At 67.1% G+C, this 26,571-nt stretch carries 20 protein-coding genes, 1 other RNA gene and 1 pseudogene; 12 read left to right on the forward strand and 10 right to left on the reverse strand.

Going from position 1 to position 26,571, the window contains the following annotated elements; genetic code table 11:
- Nucleotides 1-115 precede the first annotated feature (115 nt).
- Both pheA and serC read right to left on the reverse strand, forming a co-directional pair.
- A complete protein-coding gene (gene pheA, locus XcuCFBP2542_RS00555) occupies nucleotides 116-1,327 on the reverse strand; it encodes a prephenate dehydratase (protein ID WP_104601687.1) in 1,212 nt (403 codons plus the stop codon).
- Nucleotides 1,328-1,393: 66 nt separating this feature from the next.
- Entirely contained in the window at nucleotides 1,394-2,479 is a 1,086-nt protein-coding gene (gene serC, locus XcuCFBP2542_RS00560; RefSeq protein ID WP_104601688.1) for a 3-phosphoserine/phosphohydroxythreonine transaminase, read from the reverse strand.
- Nucleotides 2,480-2,654: 175 nt separating this feature from the next.
- On the opposite strand from serC, the gene msrP reads away from it, so the two are divergent.
- Together msrP and msrQ are read left to right on the forward strand one after the other, a co-directional pair.
- Nucleotides 2,655-3,623, forward strand: coding sequence for a protein-methionine-sulfoxide reductase catalytic subunit MsrP (gene msrP, locus XcuCFBP2542_RS00565; protein WP_104601689.1), 969 nt, complete (start codon nucleotides 2,655-2,657; stop codon nucleotides 3,621-3,623).
- A gap of 106 nt (nucleotides 3,624-3,729) precedes the next feature.
- A complete protein-coding gene (gene msrQ / locus XcuCFBP2542_RS00570) occupies nucleotides 3,730-4,386 on the forward strand; it encodes a protein-methionine-sulfoxide reductase heme-binding subunit MsrQ (protein ID WP_104601690.1) in 657 nt (218 codons plus the stop codon).
- On the opposite strand, the gene XcuCFBP2542_RS00575 is transcribed toward msrQ, so the two are convergent.
- The gene (locus XcuCFBP2542_RS00575) at nucleotides 4,328-5,140 is read right to left on the reverse strand and encodes an FHA domain-containing protein (protein WP_104601691.1); all 813 of its coding nucleotides are present in this window, start codon (nucleotides 5,138-5,140) and stop codon (nucleotides 4,328-4,330) included. The two genes, msrQ and XcuCFBP2542_RS00575, sit on opposite strands and share 59 nt — an antisense overlap.
- A 224-nt stretch (nucleotides 5,141-5,364) precedes the next feature.
- Here XcuCFBP2542_RS00575 and XcuCFBP2542_RS00580 point away from each other — a divergent pair, with 224 nt between their 5' ends.
- The 3 genes from XcuCFBP2542_RS00580 to XcuCFBP2542_RS00590 all read left to right on the forward strand — a co-directional run bounded on the left by XcuCFBP2542_RS00580 (nucleotide 5,365) and on the right by XcuCFBP2542_RS00590 (nucleotide 7,673).
- On the forward strand, nucleotides 5,365-5,640 hold the full coding sequence (locus XcuCFBP2542_RS00580) for a polyhydroxyalkanoic acid system family protein (RefSeq protein WP_104601692.1): 276 nt from the start codon (nucleotides 5,365-5,367) through the stop codon (nucleotides 5,638-5,640).
- A gap of 159 nt (nucleotides 5,641-5,799) precedes the next feature.
- Nucleotides 5,800-6,363 (forward strand): phasin family protein, encoded by a 564-nt coding sequence (locus tag XcuCFBP2542_RS00585; RefSeq protein WP_104601693.1) that lies wholly within the window; start codon nucleotides 5,800-5,802, stop codon nucleotides 6,361-6,363.
- Between the two features lie 332 nt (nucleotides 6,364-6,695).
- Nucleotides 6,696-7,673: a restriction endonuclease gene (locus tag XcuCFBP2542_RS00590; protein WP_104601694.1), complete on the forward strand. Its 978-nt coding sequence runs from the start codon at nucleotides 6,696-6,698 to the stop codon at nucleotides 7,671-7,673.
- A gap of 66 nt (nucleotides 7,674-7,739) precedes the next feature.
- Here the strand turns inward: XcuCFBP2542_RS00590 and hutC are convergent, their stop codons facing one another.
- Nucleotides 7,740-8,492, reverse strand: a complete 753-nt coding sequence (gene hutC, locus XcuCFBP2542_RS00595) for a histidine utilization transcriptional repressor HutC (protein WP_223214445.1) — start codon at nucleotides 8,490-8,492, stop codon at nucleotides 7,740-7,742.
- Between the two features lie 92 nt (nucleotides 8,493-8,584).
- On the opposite strand from hutC, the gene XcuCFBP2542_RS00600 reads away from it, so the two are divergent.
- A non-coding RNA gene (locus XcuCFBP2542_RS00600) (sX9 sRNA) lies at nucleotides 8,585-8,661 on the forward strand.
- Nucleotides 8,662-8,665: 4 nt separating this feature from the next.
- On the opposite strand, the gene XcuCFBP2542_RS00605 is transcribed toward XcuCFBP2542_RS00600, so the two are convergent.
- Nucleotides 8,666-10,042, reverse strand: coding sequence for a formimidoylglutamate deiminase (locus XcuCFBP2542_RS00605; protein WP_104601695.1), 1,377 nt, complete (start codon nucleotides 10,040-10,042; stop codon nucleotides 8,666-8,668).
- Between the two features lie 60 nt (nucleotides 10,043-10,102).
- On the opposite strand from XcuCFBP2542_RS00605, the gene hutI reads away from it, so the two are divergent.
- The 5 genes from hutI (at nucleotide 10,103) to XcuCFBP2542_RS00630 (ending at nucleotide 16,557) form a co-directional block, all read left to right on the forward strand.
- Nucleotides 10,103-11,302: an imidazolonepropionase gene (hutI, locus tag XcuCFBP2542_RS00610; protein WP_104601696.1), complete on the forward strand. Its 1,200-nt coding sequence runs from the start codon at nucleotides 10,103-10,105 to the stop codon at nucleotides 11,300-11,302.
- Between the two features lie 23 nt (nucleotides 11,303-11,325).
- Nucleotides 11,326-12,873: a histidine ammonia-lyase gene (gene hutH, locus XcuCFBP2542_RS00615; RefSeq protein ID WP_104601697.1), complete on the forward strand. Its 1,548-nt coding sequence runs from the start codon at nucleotides 11,326-11,328 to the stop codon at nucleotides 12,871-12,873.
- A gap of 181 nt (nucleotides 12,874-13,054) precedes the next feature.
- Nucleotides 13,055-13,912, forward strand: a complete 858-nt coding sequence (gene hutG / locus XcuCFBP2542_RS00620) for an N-formylglutamate deformylase (protein ID WP_104601698.1) — start codon at nucleotides 13,055-13,057, stop codon at nucleotides 13,910-13,912.
- A 16-nt stretch (nucleotides 13,913-13,928) separates the two neighbouring features.
- Entirely contained in the window at nucleotides 13,929-15,590 is a 1,662-nt protein-coding gene (hutU, locus tag XcuCFBP2542_RS00625) for a urocanate hydratase (RefSeq protein WP_104601699.1), read from the forward strand.
- A gap of 241 nt (nucleotides 15,591-15,831) precedes the next feature.
- Nucleotides 15,832-16,557, forward strand: a complete 726-nt coding sequence (locus XcuCFBP2542_RS00630; protein ID WP_104601811.1) for a hypothetical protein — start codon at nucleotides 15,832-15,834, stop codon at nucleotides 16,555-16,557.
- A 137-nt stretch (nucleotides 16,558-16,694) separates the two neighbouring features.
- On the opposite strand, the gene gyrA is transcribed toward XcuCFBP2542_RS00630, so the two are convergent.
- The 5 genes from gyrA to ligA form a co-directional block, all read right to left on the reverse strand.
- Entirely contained in the window at nucleotides 16,695-19,391 is a 2,697-nt protein-coding gene (gyrA, locus tag XcuCFBP2542_RS00635; RefSeq protein WP_104601700.1) for a DNA gyrase subunit A, read from the reverse strand.
- 209 nt (nucleotides 19,392-19,600) lie between these two features.
- The gene (gene mtnA / locus XcuCFBP2542_RS00640) at nucleotides 19,601-20,665 is read right to left on the reverse strand and encodes an S-methyl-5-thioribose-1-phosphate isomerase (RefSeq protein WP_104601701.1); all 1,065 of its coding nucleotides are present in this window, start codon (nucleotides 20,663-20,665) and stop codon (nucleotides 19,601-19,603) included.
- Between the two features lie 56 nt (nucleotides 20,666-20,721).
- A complete protein-coding gene (locus XcuCFBP2542_RS00645; RefSeq protein WP_167526850.1) occupies nucleotides 20,722-21,402 on the reverse strand; it encodes a DUF3011 domain-containing protein in 681 nt (226 codons plus the stop codon).
- A gap of 235 nt (nucleotides 21,403-21,637) precedes the next feature.
- Nucleotides 21,638-22,600 (reverse strand): EF-P lysine aminoacylase EpmA, encoded by a 963-nt coding sequence (gene epmA / locus XcuCFBP2542_RS00650; protein ID WP_104601702.1) that lies wholly within the window; start codon nucleotides 22,598-22,600, stop codon nucleotides 21,638-21,640.
- The gene (gene ligA / locus XcuCFBP2542_RS00655) at nucleotides 22,597-25,098 is read right to left on the reverse strand and encodes an NAD-dependent DNA ligase LigA (protein WP_104601703.1); all 2,502 of its coding nucleotides are present in this window, start codon (nucleotides 25,096-25,098) and stop codon (nucleotides 22,597-22,599) included. The genes epmA and ligA overlap by 4 nt, the downstream gene beginning before the upstream one ends.
- Nucleotides 25,099-25,293: 195 nt before the next feature.
- Here ligA and XcuCFBP2542_RS00660 point away from each other — a divergent pair.
- Nucleotides 25,294-26,418, forward strand: a pseudogene (locus XcuCFBP2542_RS00660) (pyridoxal phosphate-dependent aminotransferase).
- Nucleotides 26,419-26,571: the final 153 nt, after the last annotated feature.

A 26,571-nucleotide genomic window follows, 5' to 3' on the forward strand; every position in this document is an offset into this window, starting at 1 on the left:
TGATCCGAATGCTGCGGCATCGCCGTATAGGGCGATGCGCTTGATAAGAAATGGCGGCGCCGTCATCGCCGAAGCGCCAGCGCGCCGGTGACTGCCCGGAACCGGGCATGCAGGCTCAGGGGATGGCCACCGGATACGAACCCAGCACCTTGATCTGTGCCGAATGCGCTTCCAGCTCGGCCAGCGCCTGCATCATCGCCTCGTCGTCCACATGGCCGACCAGATCGATGAAGAAGCCGTATTCCCACTTGGCCTGATGCGAAGGCCGCGATTCGATGCGGTTCATGCTGATGCCATGCCGCGCGAACGGGCTGAGCACGTCGAACAAGGCGCCTGGCTTGTCGTGGATGAACACCAGCACCGAGGTGCGGTCGTGCCCGGACGAAGGAAAGATCTGCCGGCCGATCACCAGGAAGCGCGTGGTGTTGTCGTCGTCGTCTTCGATCGACTTCATGATGACCTTCTTCAGGCCATACACATGCGCGGCGCTCTCGCCGCCGATCGCCGCCGCGTCTTCGGCGTTACGCGCGCGGCGCGCACCTTCGGCATTGCTGGAGACCGCGATCTTTTCCACCTTGGGCAGGTGCGAACGCAGCCAGCCGGCGGTCTGTGCGAAGGATTGCGAATGCGCGTAGATGCGTTCGATATCGTCCAGCCGGCCGTTGCGCGAGAGCAGGTACTGATGCACGCGCAACTCGACTTCGCCGCAGATCTTGAGGTTGGAGGTCAGGAACATGTCCAGGGTGACCTGGATGGTGCCCTGGCCGGAATTTTCCACCGGCACCACGCCGAAATCGGCGTTGCCGGCTTCCACTTCCTGGAACACTTCTTCGATGGTCGCCATCGGCAAGCCCACCGCCGAGCGCCCGAAGTGCTTGAGCACCGCCTGCTGGCTGAAGGTGCCTTCCGGCCCCAGGTAGCCGATCTTCAACGGCTCCTGCTGGGCCAGGCACGCGGACATGATTTCGCGGTACACGTGCACCAGCACTTCATCGCTGAGCGGGCCTTCGTTGCGGTCCACCACCATGCGCAGCACCTGCGCTTCGCGCTCGGGGCGGTAGTAGTCCACGGCAGCGGCCAGCTTGCCCTTGGCCTTGCCGACCTGATGGGCAAAGTTGGCGCGCTCGGCGATCAGCGCCTGGATGGTGCGGTCGATCTCGTCGATCTTGGCGCGCACATCGGCGAGCACCGGTGCCGCGGTGACGGGCTTGCCGGCCGGCTTGGCCGGCTTGGCCACCGGCGCGCGCGCTGTGGCCTGCCCGGCGGCATCTGCCGACTGACGCTTGCCGCCGGTGGCGGGCCTGGATTTGCTGGATTTGGGTGCCATTGCTGGGCGTTCCTCGAAAAGACGGCGCGTGCGCCTGCGCGGCCTGCGCCGCAGTTGGAAATGGGCTCAGCCGTGACGCTGCCGGAAGTCGTGCATGAAGGTCACCAGCGCCTGCGCGCCGGCCACTGGCATGGCGTTGTAGAGCGAGGCGCGAATACCGCCCACCGCCTTGTGGCCCTTCAATGCGAGCAGGCCGGCGGCCTTGGATTCGCTGACGAACAACGCATCGAGTTGCTCATCGGGCAGAAAGAACGGGATGTTCATGCGCGAGCGCACCGCCGGCTTGACCAGGTTGCGATAGAAGCCGCCGGAACGATCGATGGCGCCATAGACCAACGCGGCTTTTTCCGCATTGCGCCGCGCGAATTCGTCCACCCCGCCCTGCTCCAGCATCCACTTCACGGTCAGCCCGAGCACATACCAGTTCCAGGTTGGCGGCGTGTTGAGCATCGAATCGCGTGCCAGGTGCGAGGCATAGTTGAAGATATCCGCGCGCGGCTGGCCGGCGCGTTCCAGCAGGTCGCGCCGCACGATCACCACCGAGATCCCCACCGGCCCCAGATTCTTCTGCGCGCCGGCATAGATCAGCCCGTAGCGCGAGATCTCCAGTGGCTCGGAGGCGATGGAGGAACTGAAATCGGCGAACAGCGGCAGCGTTCCCACGGCCGGAACGTCGCGGAATTCGACGCCGTGGATGGTCTCGTTGGCGGTGATGTGCACATAGGCCGACTGCGGCGACAGGGTCCAGCTGGCCACCGGCGGAATGTCGATAAAGCCTTCGGCCTGCGCATCGGCGGCGATGCGCGCATCCACGTACGGCGCGGCCTGCTTGATTGCGGTCTTGCCCCAGTGCCCGCTGATGACGTAGTCGGCGGCCTGGCCGGGCGCGGCGAAGTTCAGCGGCAACAGTGCCTGGATGGTGGTGGCGCCCCCGGCGGTGAACAGCACCGCATAGTCATCGGGAATCGACAACAAGCTGCGCAAGTCAGCCTCGGCTGCAGCTGCAACGGCAATGAAATCGGCGCTGCGGTGGCTGATTTCCACGATCGAGGCGCCCACGCCATTCCACTCCATCATCTCCGCCTGCGCCTGGCGCAGGACCGATTCCGGCAATGTCGCAGGGCCGGCACTGAAATTGAACGCGCGAGTCATGGCACACCTTGTCGAGCTAGCCTTCTAGTATGCCGCAGTGCTTCAGGCTTGGCAGCGGCTAAACAAGTTGCAGCTGCATCCTTTTGACCAGGCATGACGTAACGTGATGGTGCGCCGGAGCGAACTTTTGTCCCGGTTGGTTACTCTCACGTTGCAGCCACTGCCGGAGCCTGCCATGTCGTTTCGCGATGCCTTCCAACTGCCCGCCAGCCAGATCACCGATGAGTCCGTCTACCGCGAGCGGCGTCGGCTGCTGCAACTGATGGCGTTGACCCCGGCATTGGGCGTGGCCGGCTGCGCCGACGCCGATCCGCCACCGCCGCCCAAGACCGTGGTGAGCCCGGCGCAGGCGCGCAGCGGCTTCCGCACCGCTGAAGAACTGACCAAGCTGGAGGACGTCACCAGCTACAACAATTTCTACGAGTTCGGCACCGACAAGACCGACCCATCGAAGGCGGCCAAGACGCTCAAGCTGTCACCGTGGTCGGTGAAGGTCAGCGGCGAATGCGAAAAGCCCGGCAGCCTGTCGCTGGATGAGCTGCTCAAGGGCACTGCGTCGGAGGAGCGCATCTACCGGCTGCGCTGCGTGGAAGGCTGGTCGATGGTGATTCCGTGGACCGGCATGCCGCTGGGCGAGGTGCTCAAGCGGTTTGCGCCGACCTCCAAGGCCAAGTACGTGGCCTTCACGACGTTGGCCGATCCGCAGCAGATGCCCGGCGTACGCTACCGCTCGATCAACTGGCCGTATCGCGAAGGCCTGCGCATCGACGAGGCGATGCACCCGCTGACCCTGCTGGCCACCGGCCTGTACGGCAAGCCGCTGCCGCAGCAGAACGGTGCGCCGCTGCGCCTGGTGGTGCCGTGGAAGTACGGCTTCAAGAGCATCAAGTCGATCGTGGAAATCCGCTTCGTCGAGAAGATGCCCGAAACCGCCTGGCACGATCTGCAGCCGTCCGAATATGGGTTCTTTTCCAACGTCAATCCGGCCGTGGATCACCCGCGCTGGAGCCAGAAGACCGAGCGCCGCATTGCCGGCACCGCCAGCAAGCTGTTTGCCGAGCGGATTGCGACCAAGCCCTTCAACGGCTACGCCGATCAGGTGGCGTCGCTGTATGCGGGCATGGATCTGAAGAAGTGGTTCTAGGCAGTCGACCTGTCGTAGGAGCGCACCCGGGCGCGACAGGCATTTCCGGGAAAGCCCTGTCGCGCCCAGGTGCGCTCCTACGCCTCATCTTCTTTTTCGAGATCGCATGGCCAAGACCTCCACACCGCTGATCGCCGCCAAGACCCTGGTGCACGGTGCCGCGCTGCTGCCGATCGCCTTGCTCGCCTGGCAGTTCTGGCAGGTGTGGCAGACCGGCAGCGATGCGCTGGGCGCCGACCCGGTGGCCGAGATCGAGCACCGCACCGGGCTGTGGGCGCTGCGCTTCGTGTTGATGACCCTGGCGATCACCCCACTGCGCCAGCTCACCGGCCATGCGGTATTGGTCCGCTTCCGGCGCATGCTGGGGCTATATGCGTTCTTCTATGCCAGCGTGCATCTGGCGGTGTACCTCAGCCTGGACCTGCGCGGCTTCTGGACGCAGATCCTCGAAGAGATCCTCAAACGCCCCTATATCACGGTGGGCTTTGCCGCGTGGCTGCTGTTGCTGCCGCTGGCGATCACCTCCACCCAGGGATGGATGCGCCGGCTCAAGCGCAACTGGGGCCGGCTGCACCAGCTGATCTACCCGATCGGGGTGCTGGCGGTGCTGCACTTCTGGTGGCTGGTGAAATCCGACATCCGCGAGCCGGCGCTGTATGCCGGCATTCTTGCGGCCCTGCTGGGCTGGCGGGTGTGGAAAAAACTCAGCGCGCGCCGAACCACAGCAAGGCGCTCAGCGCCGCCGCCAGCAGCACCGCGCTGAGCAGCAGCCACGGCCAGCGGGCGACCTTCATCGGCGCACGCGCCGGTTCGGCAGCCACGCGCGGCGACGGTGGTGGCGGTTCGGGATCGGGGAGATCCCAGGTGGTGCCGTGATGGATGCGCGGCACTTCCACCACGAACCGGTGGCGGGCATCGAACACCACCTGGTCGCCGGCCTGCAGCCAGCCATCGCGCACCTGCACGCCATTGATCCAGCTGCCCTCTTCCGAGCCGAGATCGCGAATCAGCACGCGATCGCCATGACGTTCCAGGCGCGCGTGCTGGGCAGCGAAGGCCGGGTCGTCGATGACGATGTCCGCAGCCGGGTCGCTGCCGACCAGGCGCGGGCGATCCAAGGTGAAACTGCGCCCGTGATGGCGCCCACCCAGCCCGCGCAGCAGCAGGCAGACTTCGCTCAAGCCGGCATCGTCGGCCGGCAGATCGTTGGCTGGCGCACTGGACGGCGCACTGCGCAGCAGCATCTCCACGCCATCGGCATAGATCGCATCACCGGGCCGCAACAAGGCCATGCGGCGCACCGGGCGTCCGTTGACGTGGATGCCGCGGATGCCATTGGCCACCTGCAGCCACAGGCCGCGCTGGTCCAGGCAGAACTGCGCCAACAGCAGCGCCCCCTGCGCATCGGCCACCACCCGCACGCTGCCGGAGGCATGCCGTACGATCCGGTGGACGCCGGGCTTGAGGGAATGATCCGGCTGCTGCCGGTGGGTGAAATGAACTTGCAGGTCGCGCACCGGCCGCAGCCTAGCAGGTTTGCCGTTCAGAGCGGCCATCGACCTCACCACACCGGCGCGGCGGTGGCCAGTGCGTGTCGATGATGCGCCGTGCAGGCAGCCATCCCTGAGCCTTGCGACTATTCGAAGCATCCGCTGGCGAGGCGCCATGTACCGCCGCACTTGGAGCCGGGCGCGTGCATGCGCACAATGCGCGCCTACGTTCCGTCTCACCCAGGCCGCTCATGTCCAGCATCGATCTCCGCCACGACCATTCCCTGACGCCGGCACAGGCCCGCGCGGCGATCGACGAGGCGGCGCGCAAGCTCACCGATCGCTACGGCGTGGCCTCGCACTGGGAAGGCGACACCTTGCGTATTTCACGGTCCGGCGTGGAGGGCGCGATCGCCTTGCTGCCGCAGCAGGTGCACGTAACGGCCGAGCTCGGCTTCCCGCTGTCGGCGATGCAGCCGATGGTGGAATCGGAAATCCGTCGGCTATTGTCGGAAAAGCTGGCCTGAGCACGTCGTCGCTGCCGCTGCTTCAGCGCCAAGTCACCCGCCCCTCGCCGGATGGGCGGATGCTTGGATAGGCTTGCCCGCGCCACGTTTCACTTGCCCGATGCAGGGCCGGCACTAGGGTGAACCCAACGTCACTTCGGCAATCGACAGGAGCATCGCATGACGACCGGATACGATCAGAACGGTAACCGCGACACCGCCGCTTCGGGCTTCCAGGCCCAGGCGGAGCAGATTTCGCGCCGGCTCGGCGAATCGGCGCAAACCGTGTGGCTGGCCGGGCTAGGTGCACTCGGGCGCGTGCAAAGCGAGGGCGGCAAGTTGTTCGACTCGCTGGTGCGCGAAGGCGCCGCCTACGAGCGTACCGGCCAGCGCAAGGCAGCCGAGAGCGTGGACGAGCTGCGCGAAGAGGTGGAAACCCAGTTCGAACAGGCCCGCGACACCGCGGTGCGTGGCTGGGACAAGCTGGGCAAGGCCTTCGACGAGCGCGTCAAGGGCGTGCTGCGCACGCTCAATATCCCCGAGCAGGAGGAGCTGGAAAACCTGCGCCGCGAGGTCGAATCGCTGAAGGCCCAGGTGCGCGCCAATACCGCGGCGACCAAGCGGGCCAACCGCACCGCCAACCAGGCCGCGCAGGCCGCCGGTGGTGATTCCGCAGGCAGTGGCCCGGCCGGTCCCAGCGGTGCCTCCACGTCCGGCAATGCGGCGGCTTTCGACGGGGAATAAGGCCTGCTTGGTACCGGAGGCGGTGCGAGCGTTCGCTCCGCCGCCGCGCCTGGAACCGGGCGCGGCGGCGGGTGCTGCCGTCTTCATGGAACAGCGGAGGCAGCGCCACCGCCTTTGATGTTGCAAAGCAACATGGTTTTTTGGACAATCGGGCACGGCCCGCCAGTCCTGCTTCACGAAGTCCGTTTGCTCCCCTCCCCTCACGGCTTCGGACTGGCGGGTCTTTCGCTGCCTGGGTCACGGCGCGTGATATCGCCGCTCGCGATCCATTGACGAATCCCGCCTGAAGGATTCTTCTAAGAGCATCGACTCGTAATACGCGTCATACCTTGATGCTTATGCCTTCCTGGATTCTGGCGCTGATCGCTGCATTGCTGCTCTGGCTGGCGGTGTGCGCCTATGTGTGGTTGGTGCGGCGCCGCGCCGACGAAACCACCGAAGGCATCCGCGCCCTGGCGGCCATGCATTGGCGCGACTTTTCCGCCGTGGTGCTGCGTGTCCTGCAGGACCAGCGCGGCTGGCAGCCGACCCATGTACCGCAGGACGGCCTGCCGACCGCCGACTTCATGATGCAAACCGACCATGGCACCCGCCTGGTGGCCTGCAAGCACGGCCGCGGTTACCGCATTGGCGTGGCCGCGGTGAATGAGCTGGGCGCGATGGCCCGCCTGGCCGGCGCCAGTGGTGGCGTGATGGTGACCGAAGGGCGCATGGAGCGCGAAGGCCTGGCGGCGGCCGAAAAGCAGTCCATCGAAGTGCTGGACGGCACGCGTCTATGGCCCTTGCTCAAGCCTTATCTGCCGGGCGATGTGGAAACCGGCGTGGTGGGCAAGGCCAGGCGCCGCGCCATCCGCCACAGCAGCATCGCCGGTGCCGCACTGGCGATGCTGGCGCTGGCGGCAGTGCTGGGACTACGCGCGCCGCAGCCCACCTCGACAGCGATGCCCAGGGCGGCGGCGGGCAAGACACCACCTGCGCAGGCAGCTGCGCCCACCGCGCAAGCTGTTCCGGCCACACCGGCTCTAACCACCCTGCCGGCAGCGGCCGCCGGCGAACCGGATGCGGCAACGTTGCAAGGCTACCGGCGCGACGTCTCCAGGACGCTGGCGCAGACACCTGGCCTGGTGCGCGGCATCTGGATCACGCAGGCCACGCTGGCGGTGGATCGCACTGTCGAGGACAGCGCGGCCTGGCCACTGATCTGCGAGGAACTCAAGCGTTACCCGTATCTGCGCACCGTGCGCGTGCAGCTCAATCCCCGCGCAGGGGTGGCCGAACCGGTGCGCTGGCGGCAGTGCACGACGATTTGAATCGGGAATCGGGAATCGGGAATCGGTGCAGTCGGACACAGCTGGCGCCAGTGCCTGGTACTGGCCTCAGCGCATTCCCGGCGCGAACCGCGCCACCAGGTCGTAGGAGCCGCCCAGGAACCACTGCCGCACGTAGGTTACCGGCTGTTCGCCGCGCCAGGTGTGGCGGTCGATGACCAGGCAGGCGGCGCCTTCGTCCACCTGCAATTGCCTGGCCTGTTCGGCATCGGCGCCGACGGCGCTGATGCGGTGTTCGGCGCGCGTCCACGGCACGTTGCGCAGCAGCCAGCTGCCTGGCGCCACCTCGGTGAACGGCTGCGCCAGGGCATCGGGCACGGTGGTGATATCGATCACGCGCTGCTCCAGTGCGAACGGGCTGCCATCGGCCAGATGCACGCTTTCCAGCGCCAGCAGCTTGCCGGTGCTGCCCAATGCACGCTCTTGCGGCACGCGCTGGCGCACGCTGCGCAGCCGCCGCGAGAGCAGCGAAAACCGGTAGGCGTGACCGCGCGTGGTCATTTCCACCTCGATGTCCGGGATCGACAGCGCCACCTGTTCCAGATGCGGATGCGGCCGCGCCACGAACGAGCCGGTGCGGCGGCGGCGTTCGATCATGCCGGCGTCGGCCAGCAGGCCGAGCACCTTGTTGACCGTCATGCGCGAGCAGCCGTAGTGCGCCATCAACTCATGCTCCGGCGGAATACGGTGCCCGGGCGGCCAGTCGCCACTGTGAATCCGCTGCTCAAGATCCTGCCGGATGCGTTGGTGCAAGGTGCCGGGCGCGGCGATGGGGATGGCGGTCAAAGCGGAGGTCTCCAGTCAGGCCTGCATTGTGCGCGCATCCGCTTAGAGCAGCTAACAGAACGACGGCGCTCACCGCCAGGCGGGTGCGGCCGGTGCCCGGAATCGGCATTGACCACTCGTAACACTCCGGTTCCTGCGCGCCGTCCGCATCCAGCTGACGACTGCTCGCTACGGTGTGTTAGCCGCGCTCATTGACCCAGCACGGTGCGCAGGATTTGCGCAAAACGCGCGGCGATCCGCGCACGGTCCACATGCCGTCCGTCGCGTACCACAGGCTGGCCGTTGCGCCAGACGTTGCGCACCGCCGTGCCGCGCGCGGCAAACAGCCAACTGTCCAATAGGGCATCGTCACTGCGCGCCAGCAAGGCCGGGTGCGTCAGATCCAGTTCCACCAGATCGGCCGCCGCACCGACCCGTATCCCTTGCTGCGCGACACCCAACGCCTGCGCTGCGCCGTTACCTGCGCGCTCGTACAACCAGCGGCCGCTGGAAACCTCCGCCGGCGCCAGCACATTGCGCGCCTGCAGCGTCAAGCGCTGGCCGTATTCGAGCAGGCGCAGCTCTTCGGCGGCATCGATCAACACGTTCGAATCCGAGCCGACGCCGAAGCGACCACCGGCCGCGGCAAAGGCCTGCATCGGAAAGATCCCGTCGCCCAGGTTGGCCTCGGTGATCGGGCACAGCCCGACCACCGCGCCGCGTTGCGCCATCGCCTGCACCTCGCTGGCGGTGACATGCGTGGCATGCACCAGACACCAGCGCGTATCCACCGGTGCATTGGCCAGCAGCCACTCCACCGGCCGCTGGCCCGACCACGCCAGGCAGGCGTCCACCTCGCGCTGCTGCTCGGCGATATGGATGTGGATCGGCCCATCGGTGAGCGGCATCAACTCCGCCAGTTGCTGCGGCGTGACCGCGCGCAGGCTGTGCGGCGCCAGTCCGAGCACGGCATCCGGTAGCGTCTTGAGGCTGTGGCGGCAGTCGTCGAGCAGGCGCGCGAAACCGTCGATGTCGTGGATCAACCGCCGCTGCGCGACGTTCGGTGCGGCACCGCCGAAGTCCGAATGCGCGTAGAACACCGGCAACAGGGTCAGTCCGATCCCGGTATTGGCGGCGGCCGCTGCGATGCGCCCGGACATTTCCCCGGCCTGCGCGTAGGGCGTGCCGCCGGGGCTGTGGTGCAGGTAATGGAATTCGCCCACCCGGGTGAAGCCGCTCTCCAGCATTTCCACGTAGGCCTGCTCGGCGATCGCCTGCAGGCTGTCCGGGTCCAGCTGGTCGACGAAGCGGTACATCAGCTCGCGCCAGCTCCAGAAACTGTCGCCGCTGCGCCCGCCGACTTCGGTCAGCCCCGCCATGCCACGCTGGAAGGCATGACTGTGCAGGTTGCCCAGGCCGGGCAGCAGCACCTCGCAGCGGAGGTCGGCACCGCCGGGCGCGGCCTCCGGCTGCACCGCGACGATGCGCCCTTGCGCCAGCGTGATCCGCACCTGGCTGGCCCAGCCTTCCGGCAGCAAGGCCCGGGCGGCCCAAAACACCTGCGCATGTGCCTGCTCGTCTGCCACTGGACACCTCCGATCGACGACTCTATTGTATATACATATCAGACACCCTGAGCCTGCGCCATGCATTGCGACGTTCTCTGGCACAACGCGCAACTGATGACCCTGGACGCCGCCGATGGTGGCCTGGGCATCGTGGACGACGGCGTGGTCGCCTGCCAGGACGGTGGCATCGTCTACGCCGGCCCGGCCGCGCAGGCGCCGGCATTGACCGCCGGCATCGCGCACGACTGCCAGCGGCGCTGGATCAGCCCGGGCCTGATCGATTGCCATACCCACCTGGTCCATGCCGGCAACCGCGCCAACGAGTTCGAGCAACGCCTGCGCGGCGCCAGCTATGCGCAGATCGCCGCGGCCGGTGGCGGCATCGTGGCAACCGTGCGCGCCACCCGCGCTGCCGACGATGCGGCGCTGCTCGCATCCAGCCTGCCGCGCCTGGATGCGCTGCTCGCCGAAGGCGTGACCACGCTGGAGATCAAGTCCGGCTACGGGCTCACCCTGGAAGACGAAATCAAACAGCTGCGCGTGGCACGCCAGCTCGCCAGCTTGCGCCGGGTCGAGGTGGTGCCCACCTTTCTGGGTGCGCATGCGGTGCCGCCGGGCAGCGATGCACAGGCATATATCGATGTGGTCTGCACGCAGATGATTCCCGCCGTGGCCGCGCAAGGGCTGGCCGAGGCGGTGGATGTGTTCTGCGAGCATCTGGCGTTCTCGACCACGCAAGCCGAACAGGTGTTCGTCGCCGCGCAGGCGCACGGCCTGCAGGTCAAGATCCACGCCGAACAATTGAGCAACCAGCACGGCGCAGCGCTGGCCGCACGCCATGGCGCCTTGTCGGCTGACCATATCGAATACCTGGACCAGGCCGGCATCGAAGCGATGGCCGCCGCCGGCACGGTCGCGGTGCTGCTGCCGGGCGCGTTCTACTTCACCCGCGATACGCAACTGCCGCCGATCGCCGCGCTGCGTGCGGCCGGCGTGCCGCTGGCCTTGGCCACCGACTGCAACCCGGGAACCTCCCCGCTCACCAGCCCGTTGCTGGCGATGAACATGGCCGCCACCTTGTTCCGCATGACGGTGGACGAATGCATCGCCGGCTTCACCCGCGAAGCGGCGCGCGCGCTCGGCCGCAGTGCGCGGCTGGGACGGCTGCGCGCCGGCATGGACTGCGACCTGGCGATCTGGGACATCGAGGCGCCGGCTGACCTGGTGTATCGCATGGGCTTCAACCCGCTGCATGCCCGCGTCTGGCGCGGGCATTGAACCTGTTTACCTCTGGAGTTGTCATGAGTGCTTCTGTTGTTCTGCACCCCGGCGCTGTCACGCTGGCACAGTGGCGTGCGCTGTATCGCGGCGCCGAGGCGGCGCTGGATCCGGCCTGCGCGGCGGCGGTCTTGCGCAGCGCGCAGACGGTGGAAGCGATCGTCGCGCGCGGCGAACCGGTCTACGGCGTCAACACCGGCTTCGGCAAGCTGGCCAGCGTGCGCATCGAGCGCGACGACCTGGCGACCCTGCAGCGCAATATCGTGCTCTCGCATGCCGCCGGCGTCGGCGAGCCCACGCCGGTGCCGGTGGTGCGGCTGATGATGGCGCTCAAGCTCACCAGCCTGGCCCAGGGCGCCTCGGGTGTGCAGCCGGACACGCTGGCCCTGCTCGAGGCGATGCTGCGCGCCGGGATCACCCCGGTGGTGCCATGCCAGGGCTCGGTGGGCGCATCAGGCGATCTGGCGCCGTTGTCGCATCTGGCTGCGGTGATGATCGGCGTGGGCGAAGCCTTCGTCGGTGGTCAACGGCTGCCGGCGGCCGACGCCCTGGCGCAGGCGCAGCTGCAACCGCGCGTACTCGGCGCCAAGGAAGGCTTGGCATTGCTCAACGGCACCCAGTTCTCCACCGCCTGCGCGCTGGCCGGCCTGTTCGAGATCGAGACCGTGTTGCAGGCGGCACTGGTCACCGGGGCATTGTCGGTGGAAGCGGCCAAGGGTTCGGATACGCCGTTCGATGCGCGCATCCATGCCCTGCGCGGGCAGCCGGGGCAGATCGCCACCGCTGCCGCGCTGCGCGCCCTGATGGCCGATTCGGCCATCCGCGAATCGCACCGGCTTGGCGATGTGCGCGTGCAGGACCCGTACTGCCTGCGCTGCCAACCGCAGGTGATGGGCGCGGCGCTGGATGTGATGCGCCAGGCTGCGCGCACGCTGGAAATCGAAGCCAATGGTGTCTCCGATAATCCGCTGGTCTTCAGCGACACCGGCGAAGCCTTGTCTGGCGGCAACTTCCACGCCGAGCCGGTGGCGTTTGCCGCCGACATGCTGGCAATGGCGGTGTGCGAGATCGGCTCGATCAGCGAACGCCGCACCGCGATGCTGGTGGACCCGGCCTTGTCCGGATTGCCGGCGTTTCTCACCCCGCGCCCGGGCCTGAACTCGGGCTTCATGATTCCGCAGGTCACTGCGGCGGCATTGGTATCGGAAAACAAGCAGCGCGCCTATCCGGCCAGCGTCGATTCGATTCCCACCTCTGCCAACCAGGAAGATCATGTGTCGATGGCCGCGCACGGCGCGCGCCGCCTGCTGGCGATGGCAGAGAACGCCGCGCATGTGATCGGCATCGAGTTGCTGGCTGCCGTGCAGGGCTGCGATTTCCATGCGCCGCTGCGCTCCAGCACCGCGCTGGAAGCCGCACGCGCCCTGCTGCGCGCACAGGTGCCGACGCTGCAGGACGACCGCTACTTCCATCCGGACATGCTGGCCGCCAGCGCCTTGGTGCGTTCCAATGCGCTGGCCTCGGCGGTGGCGGTGGCGGTGGCCTTGCCCGGCGTGGAGCAGGACGCATGAGCCCGCGACGTGCCCCGTGGTTGCCGATCGTCACGCCACGGCATGGCGCGACGTCGGTGGGTGCCGCACGCGCGTGCGTGCCCACAGCAGCTCTTGCTGCCGAATGCCTAGAGCGCGCTGACGGCGCACACGCGCATCGCCGGCGCAGGTCAACCCGCCGTCCCGCACGCAGAGCCCAGCCATGAGCGCCCTGCCCGACTGGCTGGAGATTCACCGTGGGCAGGCGCCGTTGCTCATCAGCTTCCCGCACACCGGCACCGAGCTGCCCGATGACGTGGCCGATCGTTTCGTGTCGCCGTGGCTGGCGCGGCGCGATGCCGATTGGTGGGTGCATCACATGTACGACTTCGCCCAATTGCTGGGCGCCACCACGGTGCGCACCGCGATCTCGCGCTCGGTCATCGACGTCAATCGCGACCCCAGCGGCGCATCGCTGTACCCCGGCCAGAACACCACCGGCCTGTGCCCGCTGACCACCTTCGACAACCAGCCGCTGTATGCCGACGGCCTGGCGCCGGACCAGGCGCAGATCGATCAGCGCCGCGCGCGTTGGTTCGACCCGTATCACGCCGCGCTTGCCGAAGAGATTGCGCGCCTGCGCCAGCTGCACTCCAGCATCGTGGTGTACGACGCGCACTCGATCCGCTCGGTGATTCCGCATCTGTTCGACGGCGAGCTGCCGCAGTTCAACATCGGCAGCAACGACGACCGCAGTTGCGACCCGGTGCTGGTCGAGGCCGTAGAACAGCTCTGCCGCAGCAGCGGCTCCAGCACGGTGCGCAACGGGCGCTTCAAGGGCGGCTGGATCACCCGCCACTACGCGCACCCCGAGCACGGTGTGCACACGCTGCAGATGGAGCTGGCCTGTCGCGGCTACATGCGCGAACCGGACACCCTCACTCCGGACAACTGGCCCACGCCGTGGCAGCCGGTGCACGCGGCCGCATTGCGCGCAGTGCTGCGGCATGTGCTGCTGGCCTGCCTGCAGTTTGCCAACGCGCCCTCACCCGATACCGCGCCACCCGCGGCCCACCGTTGATTGCAAGGAACCCGGCATGACCCGTCACGATGCAACCCGCGTCATCCGCGCCGCCACCGGCAGCACGCTCACCGCCAGGAGCTGGCTGACCGAAGCGCCGTTGCGCATGCTGATGAACAACCTGGACCCGGACGTGGCCGAACGCCCGCAGGAACTGGTGGTCTACGGTGGCATCGGCCGCGCCGCGCGCGACTGGGAATCCTTCGATGCGATCGTCGCCGCACTTACCCGCCTGGAGGACGACCAGACCCTGCTCGTGCAGTCCGGCAAGCCGGTCGGCGTGTTCCGCACCCACGCCGATGCGCCGCGCGTGCTGATCGCCAATTCCAACCTGGTGCCACGCTGGGCCAATTGGGACCACTTCAACGCACTGGATAAGAAGGGCCTGGCGATGTACGGCCAGATGACCGCCGGCAGCTGGATCTACATCGGTGCGCAAGGCATCGTGCAGGGCACCTACGAAACCTTCGTGGAGATGGGCCGCCAGCATTACGGCGGCAACCTGGCCGGCAAGTGGTTGTTCACCGGCGGCCTCGGCGGCATGGGCGGCGCGCAGCCGCTGGCCGCGGTGATGGCCGGTGCGTCCTGCCTGGCGGTGGAATGCCGCCGTTCCAGCATCGACATGCGCCTGCGCACCGGCTACCTGGATACCTGGACCGACTCGCTGGACGAGGCGTTGCGCCTGATCGAGGAGTCATGCACGGCGAAGAAGCCGCTGTCGGTCGGCCTGCTCGGCAATGTGGCCGACGTGCTGGACGAACTGCTGGTGCGCGGGATCAAACCGGACCTGCTGACCGACCAGACCTCCGCGCACGACCCGGTCAACGGCTACCTGCCGCAAGGTTGGAGCGTGGAGCAATGGGACGACAAGCGCGTGAGCGCGCCGCAGGAGGTGGAAGCCGCCGCACGCGAGTCCATGGCCAACCACATCCGCGCCATGCTCACCTTCCACGCGCTCGGCGTGCCCACCGTGGATTACGGCAACAACCTGCGCCAGATGGCACTGGAACACGGCGTCGCCGATGCGTTCGACTTCCCCGGCTTCGTGCCCGCCTACATCCGCCCGCTGTTCTGTCGCGGTATCGGCCCGTTCCGCTGGGTGGCGCTGAGCGGCGATCCGGAAGACATTGCCAAGACCGACGCCAAGGTCAAGGAACTCATTCCCGACGATGCACACCTGCATCGCTGGCTGGACATGGCTGCGGAAAAAATCGCCTTCCAGGGCCTGCCGGCGCGGATCTGCTGGGTCGGGCTGGGCGACCGCCATCGGCTGGGCCTGGCTTTCAACGCGATGGTGCGCAGCGGCGAATTGAAGGCGCCGGTCGTCATCGGCCGCGATCACCTGGACAGCGGCAGCGTGGCCTCGCCCAACCGCGAAACCGAAGCCATGGCCGACGGCTCCGATGCGGTGTCCGACTGGCCGTTGCTCAATGCCCTGCTCAACACCGCATCGGGCGCCACCTGGGTCTCGCTGCATCATGGCGGCGGCGTCGGCATGGGCTTCTCGCAGCACGCCGGCATGGTCATCGTCTGCGACGGCAGCGAAGCGGCCGACAGGCGTCTGGAGCGCGTGCTCTGGAACGATCCGGCCACCGGGGTGATGCGGCACGCCGATGCCGGGTATGCCATTGCCATCGATTGCGCCAGAGCGCAGGCGTTGGATCTGCCGAGCCTCTGAACAACCGCACCCAGTGGCCTGGCGCCTTCCACCGGCCCGACACTACATGACCTCGTCACCCGGGCCGCACTCGGCCCGGTCCATTGCCAGGTGAACACCCACGCCGAGATCGCGCGGCCGCAGCCCTGCCACACCATCCAGTGCGCCGACCAACGACGGCCGGGCCCAGCGTTTCCATCGGTTGCCCTCAAGACTGGCCGCTGCAGGCCGACAAGGTATGCAACGTTTCGGGGAAACCTCCATGGGCATCTTGATCTACCTGGTGCCTGCCTGCGCACTCTGGGCGCTGATCGCCACCACACTGGCGTTCGTGCGCGGCCGGCAACTGCGTGCCGAATCCGGGCAGCTGGCCAGCACCCAGGACAGCCTGAGTCGCTACCAGGCAGCGGTGTCGCAGTTGAAGGCACGCGCAGCGGCCAGCGCGCTGGAGCTGGAATCCTTGCAGCGCAGCTATACCGTGCTCAAGCAATCACTGGAGCAGCACGAACACAACGCCGCCGAGCAGCAGGATGCGGGCAACGGCCAGGTGATTCCCACGGCGATGGTGCAGCAGCTGGATATCGCCAACGAGATCGGCACGCTGTTCACGCATGTGGCACGGGTGGCGCGCAGCCTGCGCCGCTACAGCGCCTACAGCCGCGGACACAACGCGCCCGAGCCCGCCACCGCCCGCTACGACCTGCATTGGCTGGCCGACTGCCTGCACAGCTTCGATCAGGTGGGCCACGCGCTGTTGCGCGGAAACATCGCCGCGCTAATCACCGCCTGCCAGGATCTGCTGTCGATGTACGACCACTATCTGAAGGACGGCTCCGGCTACAACAGCCGCGACACCTTCCAGCGCCTGAGCAGCGATGTCCCGTTGGCCGAAGCCACCGATGCCATCCGCTCGATCATCGTCAAGGCCACCCTGGCGCAGGATGTGCGGGATGCAGTGCAGGACGAGGCGGCGGCGGTGGCGCCGTGATTCGGGATGGGTCACCGTCATTGCGCTGCGGCGGGTACACGGTGCCGTGCTGAGCCGTAACGAACCTGGCAGGCGACCATGAAGAACGCCGGCTTGCGCCGGCGTTCTTGTTCAACGGCAGCGATGACACCGCTTGCTCATTCCTGACTCGGCGGCGGTAGTGCGGAAGCGACGGTAGCGGCCGCGTCCACCATCTCGTCGGCCTCCTCCAGCGAGGCATCCAGGCGTTCGACCGCCTGCAGCTTCTCGCCCTTGGACAGGCGGATCAGCGTCACGCCCTGCGTATTGCGACCCACGCGCGAGATTTCCGAACCGCGTGTACGCACCAGGGTGCCGCCGTCGGAAATCAGCAGCACTTCGTCGGTGGCGCCCAGCAACACCGCACGCACCAGCTTGCCGTTGCGCTCGGTGGTCTGGATGCCGATCACACCCTGCGTGCCGCGCCCCTTGCGCGGGTATTCGGCCAGCGGGGTGCGCTTGCCGTAGCCGTTCTCGGTGGCGGTGAGGATGTAGGCCACCTCGCCATCGTCGGCGACTTCGACCATCTCGGCGCCATCGATGGCCTCCACCACGTCCTCGCCAGTGTCTTCCTCGGCCTCGTCGTCAACGCCGCCGGCACGCTCGGCCACGATCAGGCTGACCACTTCCTCGCCCTTGGTTAGACGGATACCGCGCACGCCGGTGGCGGTACGGCCCATCGAACGCACGGTGGCTTCGCCAAAGCGCACGGTCTTGCCGTTGGAGGCGAACAACAACACGTCGCGGTCGCCATCGGTCAGCGCCACGCCAACCAGTGCATCGCCTTCATCCAGGTTGATCGCGATCTTGCCGCGCGCCAGGCGGAACGCGAACTCGCTCAGCGGTGTCTTCTTGACCGTACCGTTGCGGGTAGCGAAGAACACATAGCGGTTGTCGGCGTATTCGCGCACCGGCAGCACCGCCTGCACGCGCTCGCCGGCTTCCAGCGGAATCCAGTTGATGATCGGGCGGCCACGCGCATTGGAGCCGGCCTCCGGCAGCTGATGCACCGGCAGCCAGAACACCTTGCCGCTGCTGGTGAAGGTCAGCAGCGTGTCGTGGGTGTTGACCAGCCACAGCTGGTCGATGAAATCTTCTTCCTTGGTCGCCGCCGCCGAGCGGCCACGGCCACCACGGCGCTGCGCACGGTAGGCGCTCACCGGCTGACGCTTGGCATAGCCGGCGTGCGACAGCGTCACCACCACGTCTTCGGGTGCGATCAGATCCAGGATATCCAGGTCTTCTTCGCTGTGACGGATCTCGGTGCGACGCGCGTCGCCGTATTCTTCGCGTACGTTCTCCAGCTCGTCGCGGATCACCTTCAACAGCACATCCGGGTTTTCCAGGATGCGGATCAGGCCTTCGATGACGCCGAGCAGCTGCTTGTACTCGTCGGTCAGCTTTTCCTGTTCCAAACCGGTGAGGCGATGCAGACGCATTTCCAGGATCTGCGAGGCCTGTACTTCACTGAGCTGGTAGAACCCGCTGATGAGGCCCACGCCCGGCGGCAAGTCTTCCGGCTTGGACGCTTCGGCACCCGCAGCGCCCAGCAGCGCACCCACCAACCCCGGCTCCCAGGTCTTGGCCAGCATGCGCTCGCGCGCTTCCTGCGGATTGGCCGAGGTCTTGATGAGCTCGATCATCTCGTCGATGTTGGCCAACGCGACGGTCAGGCCTTCCAGCACGTGCGCACGCGCACGCGCCTTGCGCAGTTCATAAATCGTGCGGCGAGTGACCACCTCGCGGCGGTGGCGGATGAACGCCTCCAGCATCTGCTTGAGGTTCATCAACTGCGGGCGGCCGTCGATCAGCGCCACCATGTTGATGCCGAACACCGACTCCATCTGGGTTTGCTGGTACAGGTTGTTGAGCACAACCTCGGCCGACTCGCCGCGCTTGATTTCGATGTAGATGCGCATGCCGTCCTTGTCGGACTCATCGCGCAGCTCGCTGATGCCTTCGAGCTTCTTTTCCTTGACCAGCTCGGCGATCTTTTCGATCAGCCGTGCCTTGTTGACCTGGTACGGGATCTCGGTGACGACGATCGCCTCGCGGCCGTTGTCGGCCACTTCCACATCGGCCTTCGCACGGATGCGCACGCGGCCACGGCCGGTGCGATAACCGGCGGCGATGCCGGCGGTGCCGTTGATGATGCCGGCGGTGGGGAAATCCGGGCCAGGGATGTATTCCATCAGGCCTTCGACATCCAGCTCCGGGGTGTCGATCAGCGCGATGCAGGCATTGATCGCCTCGGTCAGGTTGTGCGGCGGGATGTTGGTGGCCATGCCCACCGCGATACCGGCCGAGCCGTTGACCAACAGGCTCGGGAACCGCGTCGGCATGACCGTCGGTTCCAGTTCCTTTTCGTCGTAATTGGGCTGGAAATCGACGGTTTCCTTGTCAATGTCGGCCATCAATTCATGCGCCAGCCGCGACATGCGCGACTCGGTGTAACGCATCGCCGCGGCAGAGTCGCCGTCGACCGAACCGAAGTTACCCTGGCCGTCCACCATCATGTAGCGCAGCGAGAACGGCTGCGCCATGCGCACCAGCGTGTCGTACACCGACTGGTCGCCGTGCGGGTGGTATTTACCGATGACGTCGCCGACGATACGCGCCGACTTGAAATAGGCCTTGTTGCTGTGTGCGCCCAGCTCGTGCATCGCGAACAACACGCGTCGGTGCACCGGCTTGAGGCCGTCACGGGCATCGGGGAGTGCGCGGCCCACGATCACGCTCATCGCGTAATCGAGATAGCTCTTGCGCATCTCGTCTTCCAGGTTGACCTGGATGATTTCCTTGGCGGTTTCTGCCATTCGGGTTCCGTAAGTGAGGTGGCGGGCGAGCCGGAAAGCCGCGTCGGGGGCGCCCTGGTGACAGGCTGCCGACCCCACGCTCCCGCCGATCGATTCAAGCGCCGGATTGTACCATGAAGGGCCACCCGGATGCCGCCGGTTTAGCGGCCAGAAACAAGCACTTGCGGGACTTTACGCGACGTTTGCGGCGCCCCGCCCCGACGCCGGGCTCAGCGGCCGAACGCGGCCTGCATGCGCCCCTGGTCGGGCTGCTCGATCACCCCGCGCTCGGTGACGATGGCATCGATCAGGCTGCCCGGGGTGACGTCGAACACCGGGTTCCAGGCATGAATGCCCTCGGCCACGGTGAGCACCCCGCCCACGCCGAACAATTCGCCCGGATCGCGCTGCTCGATCTCGATCTGGTCGCCGCTGGCGGTGGCCATGTCCACCGTGGACGAGGGCGCCACCACCATGAACCTGACCCCGTGGTGGCGGGCGGCAATGGCCAGCTGGTAGGTGCCGATCTTGTTGGCGGTATCGCCATTGGCGCAGATCCGGTCGGCACCCACGATCACCCACTGCACCAGGCCGGACTTCATCAGGTGGGCGGCGGCCGAGTCGGCGATCAGGGTGGCATCGATGCCGTCCTGCTGCAGCTCCCACACGGTCAACCGTGCGCCCTGCAGCCACGGCCGGGTTTCGCCGGCAAACACCTTGGCGATGCGCTGCTGCGCCACGCCGGCGCGGATCACGCCCAATGCAGTACCGAAGCCGGCGGTGGCCAGCGAGCCGGTGTTGCAGTGGGTCAGCACGCCGCTGCCCCGCGCGATCAGGCCGGCGCCCAGCGCGCCCATCTGGCGATTGGCGGCCAGGTCTTCATCGGCGATGGCCTGCGCCTCGCGCGCGATCACCTCGCGCCAGTCGGCGCCGGCCGCACCCAGCACCCGGCGCATGCGCATCAATGCCCAGGCCAGGTTCACCGCGGTCGGGCGCGCGGCGTTGAGCCGCAGCAGCGCCGGTTCGAGCTTCTGCAAGGCCGCACTGCCGTCGTCGGCCTGCACATCGCGTGCGGCCAGCAGCACGCCCCACCCGGCCGCAATGCCGATCGCCGGCGCACCGCGCACCGCCAGCGCATGGATGGCCTCGGCCACCGCATCGCTGGTCTGACAACGCAGGTGCTCCACCACGAAGGGCAGCTTGCGTTGATCGAGCAATTCCAGGGCATCGCCGGTCCACAGCAGCGGACGGATATGGTCGTAGCGGGCGTAATCGATGTGGGCGCTGTCGTTCATGCCGCCATTGTAAGGCGCGCGTACCGCGCCTGCGCCGGCACGCAGGCGGCGCGGCGTCAGTCGACGATGAATTCGGCCCGGCAGCCGTCGTTGACCCACACCCCATCGCGGCTCCAGCCCCAGGTCTGGCCTTCCACGCAGGGATTCCTGGAGATCTGCCGGCTCATCCGCACGCTGCGCTCCACCGAGACGCCGCAGGTGCGGCGTGCGCTCTTCTTGGATTCGCAGGTGACCAGCCGCGGCACCGCCACGAAGCCGGAACCATCCTCGGCGCCCACTTCGAATTCACCATCGCAACCGCGCGACACCCAGATCTCGTTGCGGCGCGTGCCCCAGGTAAATCCCTCCTTGCACGGCCACATAGAGCGCTGGCGCAACAGCCGTACCGGCGCACCACGCAGCACCACCGGGCACACCACCTTGCCGCCATTGGAATCGCAGCGCACCACCCGGCGCATCACGGTGGCCGCCGGTGCGGCGGTGGCGAACTCGGCACGGCAGCCCTGCTGGACCCACACGCCATCGTGGTCCACATCCCACTCGCTGCCACGGATGCAGTTGGTCTCGGACAGTTGGCGCACCAGCTGGACGCCATCGGCAGTCTCCATTGCACAATGCATGCGCGCCATGTCCCTGGACTCGCAGCGCACCACGGCAGTGCCGCGCTCGGCGCGCGCGTCGGCGACCATCAGCAGCGGCAAGCACCACAGACCGCAAAAGCCGATCAGCCATTTCATGCCGACAATCCTCACCCCGAAACGATCTAACGTCGCGCCCCCGTGGACGTGAAGATGAGAACATCTTCGATGTGAAGATCGCAATACGGCGGTTATGACAAGGCCATGGCAACCCAGCGTGGCCGGCCTGCTGCATCGCCAGGTATCAACTGCGGTAGGCGTGCGAGGCAACCGTCGCGGCGTGCGCACACTGCGCAGCAGCGCGAGCGTTCGCGCTGACTGCTGCCGGCACGGCTCAGGCGCGGGCGAACTCGAAGGCCAGCACGTCGGCAATCTGCGCGGTGCCGCGCAAGGCCATCAACAACCGATCCACCCCCACCGCCACGCCGGCGCAATCGGGCAGTTGCGACAACACCGCCAGCAACGGTTCGTCCAGCGGCAGCTGCGGCAGGCCGCGTGCGGCACGGACGGTATTGTCGCGCTGGAAACGCGCGCGTTGCTCCTGCGCATCGTTCAACTCGTGGTAGCCGTTGGCCACCTCGTAGGCCCCCAGATACAGCTCGAAGCGCTCGGCCACCGGTGGGCTGTCGTGACGGACCCGCGCCAGCGCGCATTGGCTGGCCGGCCAGTCGTGCACCACCGTCACCGTATCGGCGGCGAAGCCGGGCTGCAGGCAGTGGGTCATCAGCAGGTCCAGCCAATCGTCGCGCGTAAGCCCCTGCGGATCGATGGCGATCGCCTGCAACGGCGCGCGTAGCGTGGCAATCGGGTCCAGCAACGGGTCGATGCCCAGCCGCTGAACGAACAGCTCGCGGTAGCTCAACACCTGCACGCTGGCTTCGCGGTCGACCAGGGCCAGCGCACACTGCACCAGCGCGATGGTTTCCTGCGCCAGCGCACGGTCGTCCCAGCCCACCCGATACCACTCGAGCATGCTGAACTCGGGATTGTGGCGACCACCGGCTTCGCCATTGCGGAACACCCGCCCCAGCTCATAACAATCGCCCAGGCCGGCGGCGAGCAGGCGCTTGAGCGGGTATTCCGGCGAGGTGCGCAACCAGCGCACCGGTGCACCGGCATCCACGTGCCCGCTGAAGCGGGTGCTGAAGCTCTCGATATTTGGCTCGGTGTTGCCGGCCTGCGACAGCACCGGTGTTTCCACTTCCAATACGCCGCGTTCGGCGAAGAACTCGCGGATCGTGGCATTGAGCCGCGCGCGCAGCCGCAATGCCGCCAGATCGATCCGCGCTGCTGTCATGGCTGTTGCCCGTGTTCGCCCAGGAAGGCCAGCAGACGCGCTTCCTCCCAGATTTCCACGCCCAACGACTGCGCCTTGTCCAGCTTGGAACCGGCGTCCTCGCCCGCTACCAGAAACGCGGTCTTCTTCGATACGCTGCCGGCGACCTTGGCACCGAGTGCTTCGAGTCGCTGCTTGGCGCCATCGCGGGTCAATGCCGCCAACGTTCCCGTGATGACCACGGTCTGGCCGTCGAGCGGCCCGGCCTGTACAGCATCGGCCTGTGGCAGACGCGCCAGCAGCGTGTCCATCGCGCATTGCGCAGCAGCCGCCAGGGCGGCATTTTCCGGGCGATCCAGCCATTGCAGCAGCGCAGCCACCACCGGCGCCGGCACGCCGGCCTGCTGCAAGGCATCGGCGCCTGCAGTGCGCAAGGCATCGAACGAGGACACCGCAGCCGCCAATTGCTGCGCGCGCACCGGCGTCACTTTGGGGATGTCCATGTCGTCCAGCACGTTGGCAAAGCTCAGCTCGCCACGTAGCTTCGGCGAGGGCGGATGGGTGTCGCCGATGCGCACCTTGCGCGCCAGCAGATCATCGATGGCCTGCTGATTCCCAGGTTGATCGAAGAAATGGCCGAGCGAGCGCGCCACTTCGCCGCCGATATCGGGCACCCGTTTGAACAGCGGCCACGGCAAGTGGCGAATCAGTTCCAGATCGCCGAACCACGCCGACAAGGCCTTGGCGGTGCTTTCGCCCACATGCTCGATACCCAGTGCGAACAGGAAGCGCTCCAGCGTGGTGTCGCGCGATTTCTCGATCGCCTCGATCAGGTTCTCGGCCCACTTGGTGGCGATCTTGCGGCGGTTCCAGTCGAAGCCAGGCAGCCCTGCGCGTAGCAGATCGGCCTGCCAGGTGGGCGGGGCTTCGCGTTCGCCGGCCAGATCCACACCGATGCTGGCCACGGTGGCTTCCAGCTGCGCATACGCGCCACTGGCCAGATGCTCGCGCGCCTCGCGCAGGAACGCGTACGGACTGTCGGCGGTGCTGATCAGGCGCAACTGCAACAGTTGATCGACAGTGAGCAGATACAGATCGGCCACACCCTGCACCAGTCCGCTATCGACCAGCACCTCGATGAATTTCTCGCCCAGGCCGTCGACATCCATCGCACGCCGCGAGACGAAATGCCGGAACGCCTCCTTGCGCTGCGCCGGGCAGGTCAACTCGCCCGAGCACCGCCACACCGCCTGGCCCTCCTCGCGCACGATCTCCGAACCGCACACCGGGCATTGGGTGGGCATGCGCCATTGCTGCGTGCCCGCCGGGCGCTGCTCGGCCACCACGCCGGCCACCTCCGGAATCACATCGCCGGCCCGCCGTACGATCACCGTGTCGCCCACGCGCACGTCAAGCCGCGCGATCTGGTCGGCGTTGTGCAGGGTCGCGTTGGTGACGATCACCCCGGCCACATGCACTGGCGTGAGACGCGCCACCGGCGTGGCCGCACCGGTCCGGCCGATCTGGATCTCGATCGCCTCTACCGTGGTGGACTGCTCCTGCGCGGGGAACTTGTGCGCAATCGCCCAGCGTGGCGCTCGCGAGACAAAGCCCATTTCGCGCTGACCGGCCAGATCGTCGAGCTTGTAGACCACCCCGTCGATATCGAAGGCCAGCCCGTCGCGCGCGGCGCCGATGCGCTGGTAATACGCCAACAACTCTTCGCTGCCCTGCACCACCTCGACCAGCTGGCTGACCGGAAAGCCCCATTCGCGCAACTGCGCCAGGATGGCCGAATGCGTCTGCGGCAGCGTCCCGTCGCGTACCTCGCCCACGCCGTAGGCGAAGAAGCTCAACGGGCGCTGCGCGGTGATGCGCGCATCCAGCTGACGCAGCGAGCCGGCCGCACCATTGCGCGGATTGGCCAGCACCTTGCCGCCCTGTGCGCGCATCTGCGCGTTGTAGGTTTCAAAGGCCGCGCGCGGCATGTAGACCTCGCCGCGCACCTCCAGCACCTTCGGCCAGCCCTGCCCGCGCAGGCGCAGCGGAATTGCCTTGACCGTGCGCAGATTCGCGCTGACATCCTCACCGGTGGCACCGTCGCCGCGGGTGGCACCCTGCACGAACTCGCCGTCTTCGTAGCGCAGGCTGATGGCCAGGCCGTCGAGCTTGGGCTCGGCGCAGAACACCGGCTGCCTGACCTCCAACCGTTCGCTGATGCGGCGCACGAATTCGCTCACTTCTTCGTCGCTGAAGGCATTGCCCAGCGACAACATCGGCAGCGCATGCCGCACCTCGGCAAAGCGCGATGCGGCCAGGTAGCCCACGCGCTGGGTCGGCGAATCGGCGCTGGCCAGCGCCGGATGCTCGGCCTCCAGCACCTCCAGCTCGCGCATCAGGCGGTCGTAATCCACGTCGGCCATCTGCGGCTCGTCAAGCACGTGATAGCGGTAGTTCGCGTCGTCGATGCGACGGCGCAGGGCATCGATGCGCTGGGCGGGATCCGGGCTGGCAGTCATACGAGGGCGGCAACGGCGTAGGCGGTCGCATAGTCTACCGGCGACGGCCAATCGTGGCCGTGGACGCCGCCCGCGTGCCTCAACCTGCGCGCGCTGGCCGCACGAGACAGTCGTCAGCGCATGTTCCGATAGGCAGACCGGCGCAAACCCGCTAGCGTGGCGCCCTGTTCACCGCGCCCTGCTCTGGAGTTCATCGTGTCGCTGCCCGTTTCGCGCCGTTCGTTTCTTGGTCTTGCCAGCTCCGGGCTGGCGGTGTCCGCACTCGGGTTGAGTTCGCCTGCCGAGGCCGCCCGCAAGCGCGCCGCCGCGCCCGCTGCCCCCGGCGTGGCGCCTGCCGCCGGTACCGTGTACCTCAACTACAACGAACATCCGCTGGGGCCCTCCCCGGCCGCGCTGGACGCGGCCACGCGGTCGCTGGCGCGTGCTGGCCGCTATCAGTTCGAGATGGAGCAGGATCTGCGCAACCTGATGGCCGGCGAATTGCAGCTGCCGAACGATCACATGGCGTTTTTCCCAGGCTCCAGCGACCCGTTGAATCGCACCGGCACCCTGTTCACCTCGCCGCGCGCAGGTCTGGTCATCGCCGACCCGACCTTCGAAGCGCTGGCCGATGTCGCTATCGCACATGGCGCACCGGTACGTCGCGTGCCCTTGCGGGCCGATGGCGCGCACGACGTCAAGGCAATGGCCAAGGCCGATCCGACCGCTGGCCTGATTTACGTGTGCAACCCCAACAATCCCACCGGTTCGATCACGCCGCGCGCAGACATCGAATGGCTGTTGGCAAACAAACCGGCCAGTGCGGTGCTGGTGGTCGACGAGGCCTATATTCAGTACAGCAACGAGACCTCGGTGGTGGACCTGGTGCGCCAACGCCAGGACCTGATCGTGCTGCGCACGTTTTCCAAGTTGTACGGCATGGCCGGGCTGCGACTGGGCGCGGCCATCGCCCCGCCGGGCCTGTTGACCAAGCTCGCCACGCTGGGCGGTAACCCGCTGCCGGTACCCGCCATGGCGGCCGGCATCGCCAGCCTGCGCGATCCCTTGCTGGTACCGACACGTCGCGCCGAGAACGCGCGCGTGCGCGAGGACACCATCGCCTGGCTCAAGGGCAAGGGCTACACCTGCCTGCCATCGCAGGCCAATTGCTTCATGGTGGACATCAAGCGCGATGCCAAGGTGTTTGCCGACTCGATGCAGAAGCAGGGTGTCATGGTTGGCCGCAGCTGGCCGATCTGACCCAAGCGCGTCCGCGTGACCGTGGGCACCGAGGCGGAAATGCTGCGCTTCCGCGAGGCGTTCACCAAAGCCAAACGCTAACTCGCGAAGCGTTCGATAAAGCCGACGCGGACCCTTCTCCCATCGGGACATTGTCCCCCTTTATGGGGGAGAAGGTGCCCCGAAGGGGCGGATGAGGGGGCGCCTCGGGAATCTGCCAGCATCTGTAATGACAAACGCATCGCCACGCGCCGT

The sequence above is a fragment of the Xanthomonas cucurbitae genome (genome assembly GCF_002939885.1).
GTDB lineage: Bacteria > Pseudomonadota > Gammaproteobacteria > Xanthomonadales > Xanthomonadaceae > Xanthomonas > Xanthomonas cucurbitae.

Coding starts and splice junctions, on each gene's coding strand:
- epmA (WP_104601702.1), bottom strand. CDS start 22,600: ATGACAGCAGCGCGGATCGATCTGGCGGCATTGCGGCTGCGCGCGCGG.
- ligA (WP_104601703.1), bottom strand. CDS start 25,098: ATGACTGCCAGCCCGGATCCCGCCCAGCGCATCGATGCCCTGCGCCGT.
- serC (WP_104601688.1), bottom strand. CDS start 2,479: ATGACTCGCGCGTTCAATTTCAGTGCCGGCCCTGCGACATTGCCGGAA.
- msrQ (WP_104601690.1), top strand. CDS start 3,730: ATGGCCAAGACCTCCACACCGCTGATCGCCGCCAAGACCCTGGTGCAC.
- mtnA (WP_104601701.1), bottom strand. CDS start 20,665: ATGAACGACAGCGCCCACATCGATTACGCCCGCTACGACCATATCCGT.
- msrP (WP_104601689.1), top strand. CDS start 2,655: ATGTCGTTTCGCGATGCCTTCCAACTGCCCGCCAGCCAGATCACCGAT.
- XcuCFBP2542_RS00630 (WP_104601811.1), top strand. CDS start 15,832: ATGGGCATCTTGATCTACCTGGTGCCTGCCTGCGCACTCTGGGCGCTG.
- hutI (WP_104601696.1), top strand. CDS start 10,103: ATGCATTGCGACGTTCTCTGGCACAACGCGCAACTGATGACCCTGGAC.
- hutG (WP_104601698.1), top strand. CDS start 13,055: ATGAGCGCCCTGCCCGACTGGCTGGAGATTCACCGTGGGCAGGCGCCG.
- XcuCFBP2542_RS00645 (WP_167526850.1), bottom strand. CDS start 21,402: ATGAAATGGCTGATCGGCTTTTGCGGTCTGTGGTGCTTGCCGCTGCTG.
- XcuCFBP2542_RS00580 (WP_104601692.1), top strand. CDS start 5,365: ATGTCCAGCATCGATCTCCGCCACGACCATTCCCTGACGCCGGCACAG.
- gyrA (WP_104601700.1), bottom strand. CDS start 19,391: ATGGCAGAAACCGCCAAGGAAATCATCCAGGTCAACCTGGAAGACGAG.
- pheA (WP_104601687.1), bottom strand. CDS start 1,327: ATGGCACCCAAATCCAGCAAATCCAGGCCCGCCACCGGCGGCAAGCGT.
- hutU (WP_104601699.1), top strand. CDS start 13,929: ATGACCCGTCACGATGCAACCCGCGTCATCCGCGCCGCCACCGGCAGC.
- XcuCFBP2542_RS00585 (WP_104601693.1), top strand. CDS start 5,800: ATGACGACCGGATACGATCAGAACGGTAACCGCGACACCGCCGCTTCG.
- hutH (WP_104601697.1), top strand. CDS start 11,326: ATGAGTGCTTCTGTTGTTCTGCACCCCGGCGCTGTCACGCTGGCACAG.
- XcuCFBP2542_RS00590 (WP_104601694.1), top strand. CDS start 6,696: ATGCTTATGCCTTCCTGGATTCTGGCGCTGATCGCTGCATTGCTGCTC.